This window comes from Pantoea sp. B65 (assembly GCF_047308185.1).
Taxonomy (GTDB): domain Bacteria; phylum Pseudomonadota; class Gammaproteobacteria; order Enterobacterales; family Enterobacteriaceae; genus Erwinia.
In genome coordinates, this window is the sequence record NZ_JAHXPU010000045.1 from 395,097 (window position 1) to 413,774 (window position 18,678).

Genomic DNA, 18,678 nt, shown 5'->3' on the forward strand with positions numbered 1-18,678 from the left:
ACTGCCGCTTAGCGGGCGACAGATAATAGCGCGGATATGCGCTGGCGCAGTGCGGCAAACTCTGCGCGCTGCAGCGTCGCGCCGCCCCGCAGCCGCTGTTCCAGCTCACCGACAGCAACTAAGGGTTCTGCCAGCCCCGCCTGACCGAGGCAGCCTTTTAGCCTGTGCAGCAGGGCGGCGAGTTGTGTCCGATCGTCAAAATTATTCTCAATATCGCTGAATAGCTCAGCAATGAAAGCCGTTATTTTATCATGTAGCCCGCTATCGCTGAGGGATAACAGGGCATCGCCGCTGGTGGGATACTGCTCCTGCAAAGGGATATTGCGCTGCAGTTGGTACTCTGCCGCCAGGCTGATGCACTCCACCAGCTGCGCCAGGCTGACCGGCTTGAGCAACTGGCGGATAGCGGCCTGCTGGCAACGCAGGCCGGTGGCGGCTGTCGTACTGGCGGAAAGCGCGACGATCATACAGTCGGGATCCTGATTTTTGCTATCGCTGCGCCAGCGCCGGGTGCAGCCAATACCGCTGATATCCGGCAGGCAAATATCCATCAGCACCAGATCAAAACGGGTTTGCCGGCCGCGCGCCAGCGCCTGGCGACCATTGCCAGCCCAGCAGACTTGCTGACCCAGGCGGCGTAGCATAGCGATCATAATTTCACCATTAAGCGCAGCATCATCGACCAGTAAAATACGCAGCCGCCACGGCGGCGTGGTTAGCGGAGCTTCTTCTGCGGCGCAGGGCAAGGCGGTTAGCTGCTGATAAAGTTTGCCGGGCAGGAATGTCAGTTCCCGATCGTTCAGCGTGCTGCTGTGTGCCGGATCCGGCAACTGCGGACGGATACCCCAGGCCGCCAGCTGACGGTGTAACACTACTGGCGCCCGCACGCAGATATCCAGCGGCGGCGGCGCATGGTACTCGCCCAGTGGCAGCCAGAGAGATACGCTGGTGCCGATATCCGGCGTGCTTTCCAGCTCCAGTTTGCCGTTGAGCAGCTGTGCCAGCTGCCGCGCAAGGGGCAGCCCCAGCCCGCTACCCTCAATGCTGTGATCCAGCTGGTAAAAAGCGGTGAAAACCGCAGCCTGGCTGGCAGGAGCAATCCCGCGGCCGCTGTCGCAAATCACAAAGCGTAACTGCTCGCCATCGCGCCTGACCTCAAGGCTAATTTCACCTTTAGCGCAAAATTTCACGGCATTACCCAGTAAGTTGATCAAAATCTGCCGTAAGCGGCAGGCATCGGTCACCAGCCAGAAGGGAACCTGTTCGCCCACCCAGCAACGCAGCGTCAATCCTTTCAGTTCCGCCTGACTTTGGATTGTGCGTAGTGCCTGATCCAGTAACGGTAACAGGGCGCTCAGCTGATGATTCGCTTTCAGCCTGCCGGCCTCCAGCCGGGAAAAATCCAGTAAGTTATTCATGTTATCCTGCAGTGTCTGGCCGCACTGCCTGGCGATAGCCATTAAACGCGCCTGATGATCATTTAATGGCGCCGCCTGTAATAGCTCAAGGGCGCCGAGCACGCCAGAGAGCGGCGTGCGCAGTTCATGACAGGCGGCAGCCAGCTGCCAGCTGCGATGCTGGCGCAGGCGATATCTGCCGGTTGTCCGTTTGCAAACGCGCCATAGCGCCGCCATCTTTTTTCCGCACCAGCGCGGCAGAAAACCGGGTAATAATCCTGACAGCGCGAGCGCCAGGATGATAATCAACGCGCTGAGCGGGACATGCCGGCTGATAACCGCACCCGCGTGGGTGAATAATAAGATAAATATATCAACTGATAATAAAATAATGAAAATAAATAGCATACTTATAAGTACAATGCTATTTAATTTATGACCAGAGACCAGTAGTGTTTTCATCAGAGGATCCTTCCTTATCACTGCCAGGATAAATAAGCGCTAATGAATCAGATATAACGTATGGCGTTAAAAAAGAGTAATCTCTATTTCCGCTCGTCGCGTGGCTTATTTGTAAGGAGATATAATGGCTGCCGTGGTCAGCAGATCAGGTGTTTTACTGATGGCTGGTCGCGCTGCCTGCGTGCAATATCACTGCGTTCGGATGATAATCAGTTGCTTTATATTTATTCCGGAATGCCATTATCTTGCTCGCTGTTAACCAGTGGAATAGTCGTCAGCATTGACAGATTTTAACCGCAATACAGGAGACAAATCATGCGACGTCGGGCAGCAACAGGAAATATTGTTTCGCAAGGGGGAGAGGGCGCGCCGCATAATTTATTGCCAATGCAGCCGCGACGCGAAGGGCGGATCTGCTTTCGCCTGGTTGAGCTAAAAAAACAGTATTTGCGTACGATACAGGCGCAACAACTGTGTATGGCGCGCAGTAATACGGTTGCCTTGTTGATGGAGAAGATGCTGGCATGGTCAGGTCGTCTGACGCCTGATGAACTGCGGGTACAGAAGCAAAAACTGGCCATGCTGCATCTTCAGCAGCAGCAACTGACACTGCAACAGAAGTCGCTGATGTGTCAGTTAGCGCAGTTGCAGAGTCGGCAGCATGAATTAATGTTTGAACTGCACCGACTGATAATCAATCAGCAGGATATTCTGCACGCTGAGATGGCCCCGGTATCTCATATCAACGCGTTTCAGCTGTAATCTGCCGCTATCTGATTGAATATCATTAATGGGGTGTAATACACCCCATTTTCACGATGGCTATTTTATCAACTCGCTGACGCACCAAATAAAAGGCTCGCGTCTTTTTTTCTGGTCTTCGCTGGGGGCAATGTTACTGCTATCGTAAAGATTAAAGGTTCCGGTAAAGTTCTCATCTTTACTATTAGCTGTCTTATCAATAGTTCCGCTAATAGTGATAGTCCATATTTCACCTGCGGGTAATAAATCAGCACAGCTGTTAATCGAGTCGGTGGCCCGGTTCACTGACTGGCGCGCCGGAGTGGCGCTGGCGATAGATGTTGCTAATAATATGGTTGCAAAGGATGTATACACTACGCTTTTTTTCACATTAAATTCCCTCTGACGTGAAATTGTCACCATTTTTCTGGTAAGCAGATGGTGTGGCTGACAGTTTGCGGTTTTAAGCGAAGTATTACCTTAAGCTATAAAGCGATTCCGGACGGTAAAATTCCCGCAGTGGTTTAATTCTGGTTGAAGTAATATTCCGTCGCCGGCAGGATGATATTAATCAACATGTAATGCATACACCGCCGGTAGCGCGCCGGCCGTCTGCAACAGTTCAAGCCTGATGGTGCTAACGCACAGCGGTGTGGTCAGAAGGTGTCGACACACCGAGTGCCGGTTATCGTTAACCTCTGCCAGTAAGCGATCGTCAGCCCATAAACGGTAATGGGTGACACAATGTGGCGTTACTGCCAGTGGATGGCCCATTTGCACTGTTTCCATCGCGTTATCAAAATCATTATCCAGAATCAGCGTTAATGCCGTGATCGGTTGCGCAACCGACCAGTGCCAGCAGATTGTTGGCTGCGGATCCTCCACGGCAGGCACCCATGCGTTGGTGTGTTGTTCCGGGCGCAAATGACCATTAAGCAGGTTATCGCTGGCGTAACAGCGCAAAGGCGTGGCCAGGCGTAGCGCTGGCATAATCTGATGGGGGCGGCGGCGCGGCAACCAGAAATCGAATTCATCCACGCCGTAATCACCCTCTGCCTGCTGGCGGCTCTGTTTTGCCACGCGTTCATTGCGGCTGTTAAACACCATCATAACAGCAGGCAACACGGTGTTGGTCAGCGCCAGCTCTACGCCAGGGTTCTGCTCCAGCACAATAAACAGATAGCGATCGCGATCGCTGGTATAGCGGAAGGTAACAGGGTAATCAGCTGGTTGCTGGACCTCAATCTGGCACTCATCCAGCGGCAGATCGGGGGTAAAATTGCCCGCCGTGGCGCTGGTGAGTAGCGAAAGGGTGACTGACTGTACTTCGCTGGCGCGCATCTTTAGCGTCAGTACTGGCAGGGTTTCTCCGGCTTTTAACGGCAGCAGCAGCGCCATGCGCTCTGAGATTGCGGTCCAGCCGCCATCAGCAGGTAATTCACGTAAAACAAACTCACTGCTGGTGGTGACCTGCGCCCCGAGTGCCGGATCGGTAAGCCGCTGACGCGGAATATAACAGCCGCGACGTTGCAGCTTTTGCTGCAATGCGCCAACTAACACCGGATCAGCTAACTGGCGAGTTGTCAGCTGGCGCTGGTGACAGATAGCGGCTGCGCGTCCGACAACTTCTCCCAGCAGACCGCAGGTACACATCACTCGCGCACTTCCAAACGCGACGTGTGATGCCGAAATCAGGCGTCCGCTGAGAAACAGATTATCCAGTGAACGGCTGTACAGACTACGGTAAGGAATAGTGTAAGTCCCTTTACTGTGAAACTGACGGCAACCATCGTGTTTACTGTACACCCCGTCGGCAGGATGCAGGTCGATAGACCAGCCGCCATAGCCTGCGGCATCGTAGTGGTCACGCTGTTCAATGATGTCGGCCTGAGAGAGCAGGTGGTCGCCGATAAACCGGCGGCTTTCACGTTTACCGGGAATATTTCCCACCCATTCGATGGTCATATTCGCGGCTTCCGGAAACACCGCTGAATTTTTAATATAATTCCAGACCCCCCAGACAATTTTCCACAACTCCCACTTAATCTCTTCGCTGTCGTGAACGGTATCAATGCGGCCACCCCATTCCAGCCACCACAGATCGCAACCGTTCAGGGTCGAGGTGAGCCGTTTATAGCGCGGGATGCTGGTAATATCCTGAAGTGCGAAAGAGGGGGGAACAAAGGTCACCGGGCCATCGGTCAGTTTGGTATAAAAGTAGATGGAATGTCCCAGCTTATGGCCAAAGTTATCACCGGGGGCCATTTTTTCGCCCAGTTCATCTGCCGGTTCGGCCCCTTCGCGATATTCAGCCCCGGCCCGATACCCCAATACGCCGTCGCCGGTGGCGTCACAAAACTGTGCGGCCCGGAAAGTATAAAAGGTTTCATTGATCGCATTAAATCCGTTGACGGCAGTAATTTTCCTGTCCGCGGTAGTGACATCGAAGATAGCCGTATTCAGCAATAAGCGAAGGTTAGGTTCGCTGCGCGCCATGTCCAGCAGCAGCAGATCAAACATCACCGGATTACCCTCTTTATTACGATAAAGGTTCTCTTCGAGGATCTCTCCCATTACGCCGCCTTCCCGTGCCCAGCGATTATTATTACCCATATGGGATGTCGCGCCGTTCGCCCACAGACGGACCTCACTGGATGCATTACCCCCGAGCACCGGCCGGTCCTGCACCAGTACCACCTGCAATCCCTCCCGTGCGGCGGCAATGGCTGCACACAGCCCGGCTAATCCGCCTCCGGCCACCAGAAGATCGCTGTCGATCTGTTGTTCAGGGAAGCGGCGTTCTGTGGTCGATGGATAAATCTGCATGACTGGCATCCTCTAATAACAAGCGATGGTATTAACACCTTAATCACTATGTTTCTTTAATAGATACATAATTGATAGTGCTTAATTCCGTATTGGAAATATGTGATCGGAATCATAAAAATCACATATCACTGTTTTGTTAGCAGGTAAATAGCCATTGATGTTTTTTTAATGCCGCGATCACAAAAGCCGCACTGCAGGTTTGGTTATTTTTTGATTGTGTAATATCTAATATAGAAACACTACGAGAGCGGCAATGAAAAAATTTGTCGTTACGGGATCGGCGGGGCGCAGGCTCGCGGCTGGTAAAGCAACTGCTGGATGATGGTTATCAGGTGACCGGGATTGATTTTCAGCCGGCAGCGGCGAGGCTGACAATTTACCCTACATGATGCCGATCGCCGACGTCCGTGACACCGTGCCAGGGATTATGCTGGCGGCAACCCATCCGGCGGCGGCCAACCAGACCTTTAATCTCGGGCCTGATGATGTGGTGGAGTTTGACACAATGTTGCCGCTGATGGCTGCGGCGATGCAACTGCCGCTGGTCAGAGTGGCGATGCCCGGCCCGGTGGTGCGCTTTATAACCAGCAACAACAAGATTAAAACCTTATCAGGCTACCAGCCTCAACACACCTTCCTGACGATGATTGAAGAAGCTGCGATGTTACGTCAGAAAGGGCTGCGTGACGGTGCGGGTGATTAACCCCCTGCCGGTGTTATCCACCCGGAGGATCTATGGAAAAAACGCTCAGTAATGCGAAACATACCCCGGTTTCCCGTGCAGACCAACCTGTCGCTGAGGTGCAACATCATGTTGAAGCCCCGGAACTGCGCAGAGTGCTGTTGGCGACCGGAGTGGGGCACTTTGTAGAATGGTTCGACTTCGGCTTGTATGGTACGCTGGCGGTCATCATCGGCGGGCAGTTTTTTCATGCCGGTGATACACAGTCCTCGTTGCTGATGGCGTTTGCCGTCTTTGGCGCGGGATTTATTATGCGCCCGCTTGGTGGCCTGTTTTTCGGCTCACTCGGCGACCGCATCGGCCGTAAGCATGTGCTGGCGACGGTTATTCTGCTGACATCCGCCTCAACCTTTGCGATTGGTCTGCTGCCGACCTGGAGTCAGGCCGGTATCTTTGCGCCGGTACTGCTGGTTATTGCCCGTCTGGTACAGGGTTTTGCCGCCGGGGGGGAAAGTTCCGGCGCCACCACTTTCCTCGCTGAATATGCGCCTGAGCACCGACGTGGTTTTTTTAGTTGCTGGGTGGATAACTTTGGCTTTATGGCCTTTGTCGCCGGGGGAGGCATTGTGCTGCTGCTGACCGCATTACTCGGCGACAATGCGATGTATGACTGGGGCTGGCGTTTACCGTTTTTGCTTGCCGGACCATTAGGGATCACTGGCCTGTATCTGCGTAACCGGCTGGAGGACACGCCGGTGTTTAAACAGATGGCAAAAAGCGGCGCGGTGGAAAAAAATCCGTTACGTAAGGCGCTGTCGACGGAGTGGCGTGCGCTGCTATTCTGTGTAGGCTTCGTGACCATTAAAGCGGTGGGTCACTGGGTATTACAGGCTTTTATGCCCAGTTACCTGATACAAAATTTCAGCTACTCAAAGCTGGCGTCCTATGCCATTACCACCAGCGGACTGCTGGCGATTGCGCTGCTGGTGCCGGTGATGGGCTGGTTATCAGATAAATATGGCCGTAAGCCGTTAATGCTGGCGGGCTGTGCCGGGTTTATGGTGTTTACCTATCCGGCGCTGATGTGGATGAGCCATGGTGATGTGATCTCTGCGCTACTGGCGATGCTGGTGCTGGGCACTTTTATTGCGGCTTTTGACGGCGCCTGTAGTGCCGCTATGGCGGAACTGTTCCCGTCCAATATCCGTTACGGTGGTATGGCTATCGCCTATAATTTTACCGTGGCGATTTTTGGCGGAATTACCCCCTATTTTTCGATATGGCTAATCGGCATCACCGGGGATAAATTCTCGCCCGCATATTATGTTATGGCGGCCGCCTTAATTACCTTTGTCACCATTCTGAAGGCACGTGAAACGGCTTATCTGCCGCTGCGCCGCCACTGACGGTTCGAAGGGCACGCACTTCAATGTCGTGCCCGGTTCTTTTTTAGCGTAACTGAGGCTAAAATCAGCTTTTCCCTCGCGCGGACCGACCATGTCTTCACAACCCAATCAAAGCCTTATTGATGGTATTCGCTGTTTACAGTATCTGATTTCAAATGGACATAGCGTGGGTTGTCGGGAGCTGGCACGCCTGATGGGACTCAATGTGACGCGTGTCAATCGCCTGCTGATGACCTTAGCGTCAATGGGGCTGGCGGAGCAGGACGAACATCGACGCTACCGGCCGGGGCATGGGATTCATGCGCTGGCGGCGCAGGCGATCCGCGGGTCAAGCCTGTTTTCCCAAACCTTGCCGCTACTGGAGCAGCATGCGCCCGCAGATCTGACGGTGGCAATGGGCGTGCTGTGGGAAGACAAAGTTATCTATATCTATCACTCCGAACCCGGGCTGCAGGTTAGTCAGGCGCTGGCCGGTTTTAATACCTTGCCGGTATGGGAGTCGGTGATTGGCATGGCGCTGCTGGCCGCGGAAGATGACGATGCGCTGCGTCCGCGTTTTACCCCGGCACAGTGGCAAACCCTCTATCCGCATCTGGTGGAAAAACGTAAGCACGGGCATGTTGTGTGGCGGCATAATGATGGGGAAGTGTCCATGGCGCGCACCATTGGCAGTAATCGTGCGGCTATCGCCTTCGCCGGAATGTATCAATACCATGAAACAGCGATCAATGATCGACTGCTGGCGCTGAAAACGCTGGCAGGGCAATTGAATCAGGCTTTGGTTTTTAACCCGCAGTAAGCGAGGTTGGTTGCCGGTTAACGCTTAACCGGCAACCTGCGCTTCAGGCGCGGAAAACCAGCGCCAGATTAAAGCTATCGGCGGCGCTGACCAGAATGCGCTGCGTTTGTTCACTAAAACGGATATTGCCCGCCAGCAGACTCTGCCTGACCTGATCCAGCGAAGCGCTGTGAAAACCCAGCGCCACCATCCGCGGCGTACCGTTATAGTCCTCTGGTAAGGCGCCCAATTCCGCCTGCGCCTGGGCGCTGGCGATAAAACGTACCCGGGTTTCACCCGCCTGCAACTGCAAGCCGCCGTTATCCGATGCGACAATACGCGCCGCATCAAACAACTGACCGTAGACTTCTGCCGCCGCCGCCGGATTATCCGCCGCAATCACAAACTCCCGGATATTGGTGACGCCATTGCGGTGACTCTGCCAGGCGGGCTGCCATACCGCTTGCGGGGTGAGATGCTGACAGAAAAAACTGCGGCCATTCGGCACGCTGTCGGCGCGCAACCGGGTGGTGCGAAAACGCGCCTGCTGCTCGCTGCCGTCCGGCAGGGTTACCGGGCGAAAGAACGAAGCAGGCGCATCACCCGCCAGCTGCTGTTGCTGCAGATGCTGATAAACCGCATCGGCATCCCCGGTTTTCCAGACCAGTCCGCTCAGACCGACCGGCGATTGCCACAAATCCTGGCGCAGATTGCCGCGTTCCGGCTCATAGCCGAGTAATTCCAGATAGTTCTCGCCAAAAATCGCTAAATGATTGCTCGAACCGAGCGAATGGTGACCGCGTGCGCTCAGCTGGAAGCCCAGACGACGAAATAGCTCGCTGGCTTCGTCAAGCCGATCGGCGACGTTAATCACGACATGATCAACCACCGGCGTTAACTGCGTCATGATGCGTTCTCCTGCGCAATAAAGGGTTCACCCAGCGTGAGCATCAGGCGATTGGCCCAGGCAAAAAACGCTGCCGACTGAAGCAGATCGAGCAGTTCCAGATCGCTTAAGCCCTGATCGCGCAATGCCTGAATATGTTGCGCTCCGGCGCCGGTCGGTGTGGCGGAAAGCGCGGCGGCGAATGCAATTTCGGCCTGCCAGCGCGGCGACTGCTGCTCAGTCAGCAACTGACCCGGCGCGACATCCAGCAGACGCTGGATGGCTTCCGGCTGCTTAGCCAGCTGGCCGGCTTTGCGCGCATGTACCGAGGCGCAGTAAATACAGCCGTTGATTTTGCTGGCGACGGTGGCGGCCAGTTCGCGTTCGGCACGCGGCAGGCCGCCGGAGGTAAAGAAGATGCCTTTATCCGTCAGGGTACGCTGTTCAAGTAGCGGCAGGTTACGCCCCAGCAGGCGGAAATAGTCGGAATCGCTATGGCCGAAGCGCGCCAGAATGTGTTGCTGCTGCCGATCAAATTCCGCCAGTGGCTTCGCCGCGATCCACGGTTCCCACTCCAGCTGATCCTGCGTGAAGCGCAGTGGCGCCGGGTTGCCGCCGTGGGTTAACGGCTGGCTATGCCAGACCCCGGCGCCAGGCGTGGCATTGCCGCTAACCTCTACCGGACGATCGGACAGCAGACGCAGCCCATGCAGTACGCGGCTCTGAAAGCTGACAAAAGCCACCAGTTGTGACAGTGTCACAATGGCGTTCAGCGTCCAGCCCGCCTGTTGTAAGGCTGCCAGATGCGCAGCTGTGGCGGTAACCGGCTGAAAGGTCAGGCGTTCAGCATGATCCAGCGCCAGCTGCAAACGCTCTGCGACTGGGTTGTGGTCCGCCTGCTGAGCATAGTGGGCGCTGAGAATACTGTCCTGATGCCAGCGGGCAACCGCAGTGGCGATAATAAAGCGTTCAGTTAGCGGGAAATCCGCCTCATCGTGGCTGAACAGCGCCAGGTAGCTGCCCTGGCTATGGCTGGTCGCGGCGTCGCGCTGCTGGCGGGCGGCGGCCAGCGCCGGGTGGCGATCGAGCTCCGCCAGTTGGTTCAGTAAATCAGAGGTCTGTGTCATGCGGGCGTTTCCTGGGCAACGGTAGAGGGTGCAGTGGTCCAGCCAAGAGCGGGCGACACTTCACTGGCGATCAGTTCGATGGATCGCAGAATGTCCTGATGCGGTGGATCGATAGAGTGCACCTGGAAGGAGATATCGGTGGCGCGCAATAGCGTACTGTCAGCCGCCAGCGAACTGCTGACATCATCGGCGGTGCCGAGATGCACATCAAAAGCGGCAATATAGTCATCCAGCGTATCGCCTGCCACCTGATGACCGGCAGCGCGATACTGCTGCGCCTGACTGCTCAATCCCGCCAGCGCCAGGGCGCGCGCCTGCTGGCGGCTGTCGCTGACAAAAGCGGTACGCGAGGCGAGAATGCGCGGCGCGACGCCGGCAGGTAATGCCGCCAGATAGGCATCGATCATCGGATTCTGGATGGCATCCAGCGCCAGCTGTGGCTGATGGTGTGGCCGCGGTTGGGTGCGTGACAGCATCAGCCCCTGGCCAGCCTGGCCGGCGCGCGCCGCGCCTTCCACCGAGAAGGTGGCGATCCACACCCGCGACGCCAGCTGCGGCGCTGCCGGATAGAGACGATTATCAGCATGACCAAGGGTGTCGCCGTTCCAGGCATGCAGTAACACTTGCAAATGCTCGCTGAACACCGCGCCGCGCTGATCAATATTCAGGCCGAACGGCAGAAAAGAGCTGGGTGTGCCGCCGGAACCGAGGCCAATCTCCAGCCGTCCCTGCGCCAGTAAGTCGAGCACTGCCGTATCTTCCGCCACGCGTAGCGCATTCTCCAGCGGCAGGGTAATAATCGCGGTACCAAGGCGGATGCGGCGGGTTTGTGCCGCCGCCCAGGCGAGAAATACCAGCGGCGAGGGCAGGCCGCCTTCATGTTCATGGAAATGGTGCTGAGCAATCCAGGCGGTAGCAAAACCGTGACGTTCAGCATGTTGAATCTGTTCCAGCGCCAGACGATAGCGCTGCTGTGGCCCGGTTTTATCCAGCAATCGGGTAAAGAAGCCTAAGCGTTTCTGGCTCATGCGAAATCCTTCTGTTGTTCGGCAAGTAACGGAATAGCGTTAATCAGTTCAAGGGTGTAGTCGCTGGACGGCTGGCTGAACAGGGTGGCGACATCGCCCTGATCCACCACCTGACCGGCACGTAATACGGTAACGGTGTGGGCGATACGGCGTACGGTGGCAAGGTCGTGGGAGATAAACAGATAGGTCAGCCCCAGCTGTTGTTGCAGTTGCTGCAGCAGACCGAGGATCTGCGCCTGCACGGTAACATCCAGCGCCGAGGTGGCTTCATCCAGCACCAGAATATCGGGTTGCAGTACCAGCGCACGGGCAATCGCCACACGCTGGCGCTGGCCGCCGGAGAGCTCGCGCGCTTTGCGCGTCAGTAGCGTCAGCGGCAGAGCGACGCGCAGGGTGAACTCTTCAACCCGGCGCTGGCGTTCACTTTTGCTTAGCGGCGCAAAATTCAGCAACGGTTCGGCAATAATATCAAACAGGGTTTGTGACGGATCGAGTGAGGCAAAGGGGTTCTGATATACCAGCTGAATTTTCTGCCGCAGCTGGCGCAACGCTTCACCGCGCAGTTCGGTAACGTCAATATCATCGAGCAATAGCTGGCCGCTGTCGGCACGTTGAAAACCGAGCAGAATGCGGGCGAGGGTGGTTTTACCGGAACCGGATTCCCCAACCAGCGCATGAGTAGTACCGCGTGTGACGCTAAAGGAAATATTATCCAGTGCGCGTAGAGACGGCGCAGCGCGGTTGCCGAGGGTAAAGGTTTTATTGAGATTGCGTACCGCGATGGCCGGTGATGAGAAGCGTGCCGCGGGCGATATGGCCGCAGGCAACGCCAGCGAACTGAGGTCGGCAAACAACTGGCGGGTATAGGGGTTTTGCGGCGCATTAATTACCGTGGCGGTGTCTCCCTGCTCCTGAATCTCGCCGTTGCGAAACACCAGCAGGCGATCTGCCCGCTGCGCGGCCAGCGCCAGATCGTGGGTCACAAACAGCACGGCGGTGCCAAACTCGTGGCGCAGTTCGTCAATTAAATCGAGAATACGTTTTTGCACCGTGACATCCAGCGCGCTGGTTGGCTCATCGGCAATGATCAATGCCGGTTGCAGCGCAATGGCGATGGCAATCAGCACCCGCTGCTTCATGCCGCCGGACAACTGATGCGGGTACTGCAGCGCCCGCTGTTGCGGGTGGCTTAGGCCGACGCGCGTTAACAGAGCAATCACCCGCCGATCGCGCTCGCTGCGGCTCAGACGCTGATGCAGAGTCAGGATTTCCGCCACCTGCTCGCCAATGGTTTTCACCGGGTTAAGGGAACTCCCCGGATCCTGCGGGATCAGGCTGATACTGGCGCCGCGCAGGCTATCCAGCCGCCGCTGCGACCAGTCGCTGATATCCACGCCGTTCAGCAGAATACGGCCTGATTCGCGTACGCCGTTCTCCGGCATCAGGCCGATAATTGCCTGCGCAGTGGTAGTCTTACCCGAGCCGGATTCCCCCACCAGCGCCAGCATTTCGCCCGCCTGCAGCTGAAAAGAGACATTATGTACTACCTGATGCAACTGATGATCGCGACGATAGCTTAAGCTGAGATTTTCCAGTGCCAGCAGGGGCGGCGTGGTATTGCTGCTCATCGGCGTTCTCCTGAAAATTGACGGCTAATACGGTTAGCCGCTAATACCACGGCAATGACCACCAGCCCCGGAAAGGTAGTCAGCCACCAGGCGGTGGAGATGTAATTGCGTCCCTCAGCGATTAACAGCCCCCACTCGGGGGTCGGCGGCGGGGTGCCATAGCCGAGGAAACTGAGAGTTGACAGGGCCAGAATAGCGTTGCCAAATTGCAGGGCGGAAAAGGCGATCACCGAAGTCAGAGAGTTCGGCAAAATATGGCGCCACAGCACCGCAAAAAAGGTGCCGCCGCTGCCATAAGCCGCCTCGACGTAATCGCTGTGGCGCACCCGCACCACTTCGGCGCGCGCCAGACGAGCAAAATTGGCCACCGAGGTGATACCGACGGCAATCGCCGCATTAACGGTGCCAAACCCCAGCAGAATAATCACGCTCAGCGACAGCAGCAGACCCGGAATTGACAGCAGCACATCAATAATACGCATCACCACGCTTTCCGTTTTTCCCCCGGTCGCCCCGGCCAGTACCCCGAGCAGGGTGCCGATCACCAGCCCCAGCGCCACGGCCACCAGCGCCCCGGCGAGCGAATGAGAGGCGCCATACAGGATACGGGCATAGAGATCGCGCCCCAGCTGGTCGGTGCCGAGCCAGTGACCAGCCTGTGGCGCCAGGCGCTGGGCGCCGGCAATGCCTTCGGTGGCGCTAAAACTGGTAAACCATCCCGGAACAATCGCGGCGAAAATCGCCGCCAGTATCACCAGCCAGGCGAGCACGGCGCCGGCTTGCCAGCGCCAGGCTGGCGCCCGACGCACGGTTGCCGCTTTGGGACGGGTCAGATGATCGACAAGGCTCATGGTGTTACTCCGCGATAAGTTTGCAGCCGTGGATCCAGCAAGGGGGTAATCAGATCAACCAGCAGATTGATGGCGACAAAACCGATCGCCGAAATCATAACGATCGCCTGCAACACCGCCACATCCTGATTATTAACCGCCTGCTGCGTCAGCTGACCGAGTCCGCTGAGGCCAAATACGGTCTCGGTGATCAGCGCACCGGCAATTAACTCGCCGAGCAGCAAACCGGCGACGGTTAATACCGGCAGCAGGGCATTGAGGGTGACATGACGCCACAGCACGCCGCTGTAACTGGCGCCTTTGGCGCGCGCCACCGCCACGAACGGCTGGGTTTGCACCTGATCCAGACTGCGGATCAGAATCTGCGCCAGCGGCGCCGAGATCGGCACCGCCAGGGTGATAATCGGCAGTATCAGGCCCTGCAACGGGCCTGGATTGATAATCGGGATCCAGCGTAACTGGAAAGAGAACAGCTGAATCAGGGCGATACCCAGCCAGAAGGTGGGTATCGAGATAAACAGCGAGGGCAGGCTTTGTAAGGCATTTTTCAGCCAGCGGAACCCCAGCAGATTAGAGATAAACGCCAGCAGTACCGCAATCACTACTGCCAGCACAAAACCCGGCAGCGCCAGACGTAAGGTGTCGGGGAAATTGCTGGCAATCAGCTCGCTGACCGGCACGCCGGCCTGTACCGAATAGCCAAAATCACCGTGCAGCATCGCCACCAGGGTATGCAGATACTGTTGCCAGATTGGGCTGTCGACCCCATAGGCTTCACGCATTTCGGCAATCTGCGCCGGGCTGAGACCAAGCTCGGGATTCTGAAACTTAATCAGGATCGCGTCACCCGGCAGCACCTGCAACAGTACAAAGGAGACGGTGAACGCCGCCCACAGTACCAGCAGTGCCTGACCAAATCGCTGTGTAAGATAGCGTTTCATCGTCTCTCTCCCGGTTACTTTTTATCCAGCCAGGCGCCGTAAAAACTTGGACGGCCTACCGCTTCGAAGTTGATGCCTTTCAGATACGGCGCGGCGGCAAACACCTGCGGCTCTTCAAAGATTGGGATGACATAGGCATTATCCAGCAGATAACGCTGCGCATCCCCCGCCAGTTGCAGGCGCTGCTGCGGATCGACCGCCGCCGAGATATCAACCAACAGCTGATTCAGCTGGTCATCACGGAAGTTTTTCACCTTGTCGCTGGAGCCGCCTTTTTGCAGCAGTGCGTCGCGGTTCAGCGGATAGAACTGACTTTTAATCACATCAGGATCGGCGCGTCCTACTTCCGTTACGTTCAGCGGGGTTTTTTCCGGATCAAGGCTATCCAGGGTTTTACTGCCGGCATCTCCGGCTTTCACCGTCAGACTGACGCCAACCTGTTTCCATTGCTGGGCGATAAGCTGTAGTACCTCTTTATTTTGCGGTTGCGGCAGCGATTCATAGACATTCAGCGCCAGCCGCTGCCCCTGTTTCTGACGTATACCGTCGTTGCCGGCTTTCCAGCCTGCGTCATCCAGCAGTTGCCTGGCGCGTTGCGGGTCATACTTCAGTTTGTCGGACAGGTCGACATAGCCGGCGGCGGATTTGGCTACCACTGAAGTGGCCTGCGGATAGTTAGGCGAGAATAGGGTATCGACCACCTGACGGCTATTCGTGGCATGCAGCAGCGCCTGACGGACTTTGATATCAGCGACCAGCGGGTTATCCGGCCGGAAGCTGATGCTATCGTTGATGCCGCGTGTCGGGGCGGCATAGATCGGGAAGTTCTGATCGGTGGCCTGTTTTTCGTCATACGCCTGAACCTGACGGATCACATCTGCCTGACCGGCCAGCAGCGCGCCGATGCGTACGCTGTCCTCCGGCGTCACGATAATTTTGATGCCATCAAGATTAGCGGCGCCCTGCTGACTGAGGTTCTTCGGTCCCCAGTTGTAGTCTTTGCGCGCCACCAGATCCACTTCGCGCCCCAGTTTCTCATCCTTCACCACAAACGGACCGGAGCCGATAATATGGCGGGCGTCGCCAAGGGCATCAAAGCTGCGCGCCAGGGTGCTGAGCGACACCAGGCCAGACCCAATGGTGGCGGTACCCTGTAAAAAGCCGGGCGAGGGTTTTTTAAAGTAAAATTTAACCGTCAGCGGATCGATAACTTCGCTACGCTGGTAATTGTTAATGACCTCTGACACCGGCAGGCGATTCTCTTTATTGCCCAGCCCATAGGTATCAAAGTTTTTCGCCACCGCACTGGCGTCCAGCGGCGTACCGTCAGAGAAGGTGACGCCAGGGCGTAATTTAAAGGTATATTCGGTTTTATCGGCGTTGGTGGTCCAGCTCTCGGCGATCCAGGGTTCAACCTGCAGGGTTTTCGGGTTCTGCCAGGTCAGCTTATCGGTGATCTGATTAAGTATTCCGCCATTGGGATAAAAACCGCCTGCTGGCGGGTAGAGATTGGTATGGGCCTGCTGTTCCAGGTAAACCAGCGTGCCGCCTTTAACCGCCGCATCAGCGGCATACACTGTGTTAATCCCGGAAAATGAAGAGAAAAGTGCGCCTAATGCCAGCGAACGCTGTAGCGCATTCAGGCGAAAAAGTGTGGGCATGGTGAATTCCTTTATTATCAACGAGTCTGGGCTGTCCTGCTATCTTCGGATCAGACGGGATCGGAGAGAACCAAGGAAATGTACTAACGATTGCCGGAAATAATATTTAGTTAATGATGAGACGGGAAAGAGAGAAGGCGCAGATACCGTCACCGGTATCCACGCCAGAGGATGCATATCAGAACAGGTCGACGCGCACATCCACACCGGCGGTACGACCTTCATTAACCAGCGCCATGGCGCTGGTGCCGCTGACAAAACCATAGGTGCGATAGCGGCGGTCAAACATATTATCGATATAGGCCGCGATATTAATACGCTCAGTCGCCTGCCAGCCAAGACGGATATCGGCGGTGGTATAGCTGCCCTGACGCAGGCTGTTATCGCCGTCGAAATAGTGCGGGCCGACCATATTCAGCGCCAGGCGCGGCATCAGCGCGCCCCATGCGCTATCAATGGTGCCGGTTATACTGGTGCCGCCGCTATAACGCGGCACAAAAGGCACGCGTTTATCCTGATACAGTTCGCTGTCGCTGGTGAACTCTGAGCGTACATAGTTACCGTTGATATTCCATGACCAGCCTTCGGTAAATTGCCAGCTATTGCTCAGCTCCAGCCCGGTGGCATCGGCGGCGCCGGCATTGCTGACGGTCTGATAACCCACCGGGCCGGAATAGAGTTGCAGATTTTTAGTATGAGTATGGAAGATGGCCCCCTGTAGCTGGTTGCTCCCCTGTTCATAGCGGCTACCCACTTCGTAGCTGATTGATTTCTCGGCGTCGTATGGCGTGGCGGCCACGCCATAGGTTGGCGCGAGGTTAAAGCCGGTTGGCTTGTAGCCCTGGGCAATTCGACTGTAAACCCGCAATGCCGGGGTAAACTGGTAACCGGCTGACAGCTGACCTAACAGCTGATCGTCGCGGGTACTGCCATTATCGCCAGCGGCAAAGCCCATATAATCAGCGTCATAGCGGGTATCCGCTTTGTCATGGGAATAGCGCAAGCCGCCGCCCAAATCAAAGCGATCGGTCAGATGCCAGGTAAGATCGCTGTAGGCCGCAAGGGTTTCGGCGCGGGTATTGGAATTCACTCCGGTCAGGGTGGCGCCGGCATACTTGTACGCAGATTCAAATTGCTGACGGGTATTCTGGCGATATAAACCAAACACCATGTCCACCGGATGGTTCGGCCCCTGAGTGGCGGCGCGCAGTTCCTGTACGTCCTGATTCCAGCGCTCGGAAAAATTGGCATCGTAGCCCGTGTAGGGGAACTGACGGGTGAAACTCTGTTGCTGCCAGGCGCTCATCGCACTGAATACCCAGTTATCACTATGGTAGAGGCCGGTCAGCGACTGGCTGTGGGTACAGCGGCGCAGGTAAGGATCGCCGCCACCGGCGCTGATATCCAGAGTGCGGCTGTTGACATCGCTAAACGGGACATAAGTATCCTGCGTGGCGTGAGTACACTCCTCGGTTAACGCGACATTAGCTTCCCACGGCTGATCGTCCGGCGCCAGGCGCAGGCGCAGATTGCCGAGATTATTGCGTGAACCGCCCAGTTTATCAGAGCCGGTGGCCGGGTTGGTCATTGAGCCGTTATCGACATCCCGTAGCAGGGTAGCGCTACCGTACAGCAAGCCATCCTGAATCGGGCCGCTGACATTGACTTTGCTGCGGTAGCCGTCGCGGCTGCTGATGCCACCTTCAATATAGCCGCGTGGTGTGCTGTCCGGTTTCTGCGTCACGACATTAATAATACCGCCCTGAGCACTTTTACCGTACAGCGTACCCTGCGGACCGCGCAGCATTTCCACACTCTCTACATCCCCCAGGTTTTGCACTGTATAGGTGGAGAGTTGCGGCACGCCATCGATATACAACGTGGTGGCCGGGTTATAGAAATCCTGTGCCGAGGAGACACCGCGCAGCGATACAGACTGGAACAGCAGGCTGCCGCTGTCGCCGGTAGTCAGGCCAGGCAGGACACGGGAGAGCTGGTCGGTACGTGTCACATTGGCATCGGTCAGTTCCGGCGCGCTGACTTTTACTGCGGCGACGTTGCGCGCCGAAGCGGATCGTGGCGACTGTTTGGCGCTGACCACCAGTGTGTCTTCATTATTACTGGCTGGTGTGGTGTCGGCAGCGTAACTGTTCACCGTCAGCAGCAGGCTGCTGACCAGCAGAGGGGTAAGTTTATCAATATGCATGTGTCCATCCCGGAAACGTAAAAATCCGAGTCTATGCCATCAGATAGCGAAACTT

The 18,678-nt window shown here is 56.4% G+C and carries 15 protein-coding genes; 4 read left to right on the forward strand and 11 right to left on the reverse strand.

What is annotated here, in order from left to right:
• Positions 1 to 8: 8 nt before the first annotated feature.
• Positions 9 to 1,634 carry an ATP-binding protein gene (locus JWF83_RS25905; protein ID WP_413653385.1) on the reverse strand — a complete coding sequence of 542 codons (1,626 nt, stop codon included), beginning with the start codon at positions 1,632 to 1,634 and terminating at the stop codon, positions 9 to 11.
• A gap of 540 nt (positions 1,635 to 2,174) precedes the next feature.
• Here JWF83_RS25905 and JWF83_RS25910 point away from each other — a divergent pair.
• Complete coding sequence (locus JWF83_RS25910; protein ID WP_413653386.1) at positions 2,175 to 2,621, forward strand: hypothetical protein; 447 nt, start codon at positions 2,175 to 2,177, stop codon at positions 2,619 to 2,621.
• Positions 2,622 to 2,681: 60 nt separating this feature from the next.
• Here the strand turns inward: JWF83_RS25910 and JWF83_RS25915 are convergent, their stop codons facing one another.
• Both JWF83_RS25915 and JWF83_RS25920 read right to left on the reverse strand, forming a co-directional pair.
• Entirely contained in the window at positions 2,682 to 2,990 is a 309-nt protein-coding gene (locus JWF83_RS25915) for a hypothetical protein (RefSeq protein ID WP_413653387.1), read from the reverse strand.
• A 177-nt stretch (positions 2,991 to 3,167) separates the two neighbouring features.
• Complete coding sequence (locus JWF83_RS25920) at positions 3,168 to 5,426, reverse strand: FAD-dependent oxidoreductase (protein ID WP_413653388.1); 2,259 nt, start codon at positions 5,424 to 5,426, stop codon at positions 3,168 to 3,170.
• Between the two features lie 388 nt (positions 5,427 to 5,814).
• Here JWF83_RS25920 and JWF83_RS25925 point away from each other — a divergent pair, with 388 nt between their 5' ends.
• The 3 genes from JWF83_RS25925 (at position 5,815) to JWF83_RS25935 (ending at position 8,316) form a co-directional block, all read left to right on the forward strand.
• Complete coding sequence (locus JWF83_RS25925; protein ID WP_413653389.1) at positions 5,815 to 6,132, forward strand: NAD-dependent epimerase/dehydratase family protein; 318 nt, start codon at positions 5,815 to 5,817, stop codon at positions 6,130 to 6,132.
• Between the two features lie 32 nt (positions 6,133 to 6,164).
• On the forward strand, positions 6,165 to 7,517 hold the full coding sequence (locus JWF83_RS25930) for an MFS transporter (RefSeq protein ID WP_413653390.1): 1,353 nt from the start codon (positions 6,165 to 6,167) through the stop codon (positions 7,515 to 7,517).
• Between the two features lie 91 nt (positions 7,518 to 7,608).
• The gene (locus tag JWF83_RS25935; protein WP_413653391.1) at positions 7,609 to 8,316 is read left to right on the forward strand and encodes a helix-turn-helix domain-containing protein; all 708 of its coding nucleotides are present in this window, start codon (positions 7,609 to 7,611) and stop codon (positions 8,314 to 8,316) included.
• 43 nt (positions 8,317 to 8,359) lie between these two features.
• Here JWF83_RS25935 and JWF83_RS25940 read toward each other — a convergent pair whose 3' ends face one another.
• From JWF83_RS25940 to JWF83_RS25975, 8 genes are all read right to left on the reverse strand, one after another.
• On the reverse strand, positions 8,360 to 9,202 hold the full coding sequence (locus JWF83_RS25940) for a VOC family protein (protein WP_413653392.1): 843 nt from the start codon (positions 9,200 to 9,202) through the stop codon (positions 8,360 to 8,362).
• Positions 9,199 to 10,308 carry an alkylhydroperoxidase domain protein gene (locus JWF83_RS25945; protein ID WP_413653393.1) on the reverse strand — a complete coding sequence of 370 codons (1,110 nt, stop codon included), beginning with the start codon at positions 10,306 to 10,308 and terminating at the stop codon, positions 9,199 to 9,201. The genes JWF83_RS25940 and JWF83_RS25945 overlap by 4 nt, the downstream gene beginning before the upstream one ends.
• Positions 10,305 to 11,336 (reverse strand): putative FMN-dependent luciferase-like monooxygenase, encoded by a 1,032-nt coding sequence (locus JWF83_RS25950; protein WP_413653394.1) that lies wholly within the window; start codon positions 11,334 to 11,336, stop codon positions 10,305 to 10,307. Before JWF83_RS25950 ends, JWF83_RS25945 begins: the two co-directional genes overlap by 4 nt.
• Entirely contained in the window at positions 11,333 to 12,964 is a 1,632-nt protein-coding gene (locus JWF83_RS25955) for a dipeptide ABC transporter ATP-binding protein (RefSeq protein WP_413653395.1), read from the reverse strand. The genes JWF83_RS25950 and JWF83_RS25955 overlap by 4 nt, the downstream gene beginning before the upstream one ends.
• On the reverse strand, positions 12,961 to 13,815 hold the full coding sequence (locus tag JWF83_RS25960; protein ID WP_413653396.1) for an ABC transporter permease: 855 nt from the start codon (positions 13,813 to 13,815) through the stop codon (positions 12,961 to 12,963). Before JWF83_RS25960 ends, JWF83_RS25955 begins: the two co-directional genes overlap by 4 nt.
• Positions 13,812 to 14,756, reverse strand: a complete 945-nt coding sequence (locus tag JWF83_RS25965; RefSeq protein WP_413653397.1) for an ABC transporter permease — start codon at positions 14,754 to 14,756, stop codon at positions 13,812 to 13,814. The genes JWF83_RS25960 and JWF83_RS25965 overlap by 4 nt, the downstream gene beginning before the upstream one ends.
• A 14-nt stretch (positions 14,757 to 14,770) precedes the next feature.
• The gene (locus JWF83_RS25970; protein WP_413653398.1) at positions 14,771 to 16,417 is read right to left on the reverse strand and encodes a TIGR04028 family ABC transporter substrate-binding protein; all 1,647 of its coding nucleotides are present in this window, start codon (positions 16,415 to 16,417) and stop codon (positions 14,771 to 14,773) included.
• 178 nt (positions 16,418 to 16,595) lie between these two features.
• The gene (locus tag JWF83_RS25975) at positions 16,596 to 18,623 is read right to left on the reverse strand and encodes a TonB-dependent siderophore receptor (protein ID WP_413653399.1); all 2,028 of its coding nucleotides are present in this window, start codon (positions 18,621 to 18,623) and stop codon (positions 16,596 to 16,598) included.
• Positions 18,624 to 18,678: the final 55 nt, after the last annotated feature.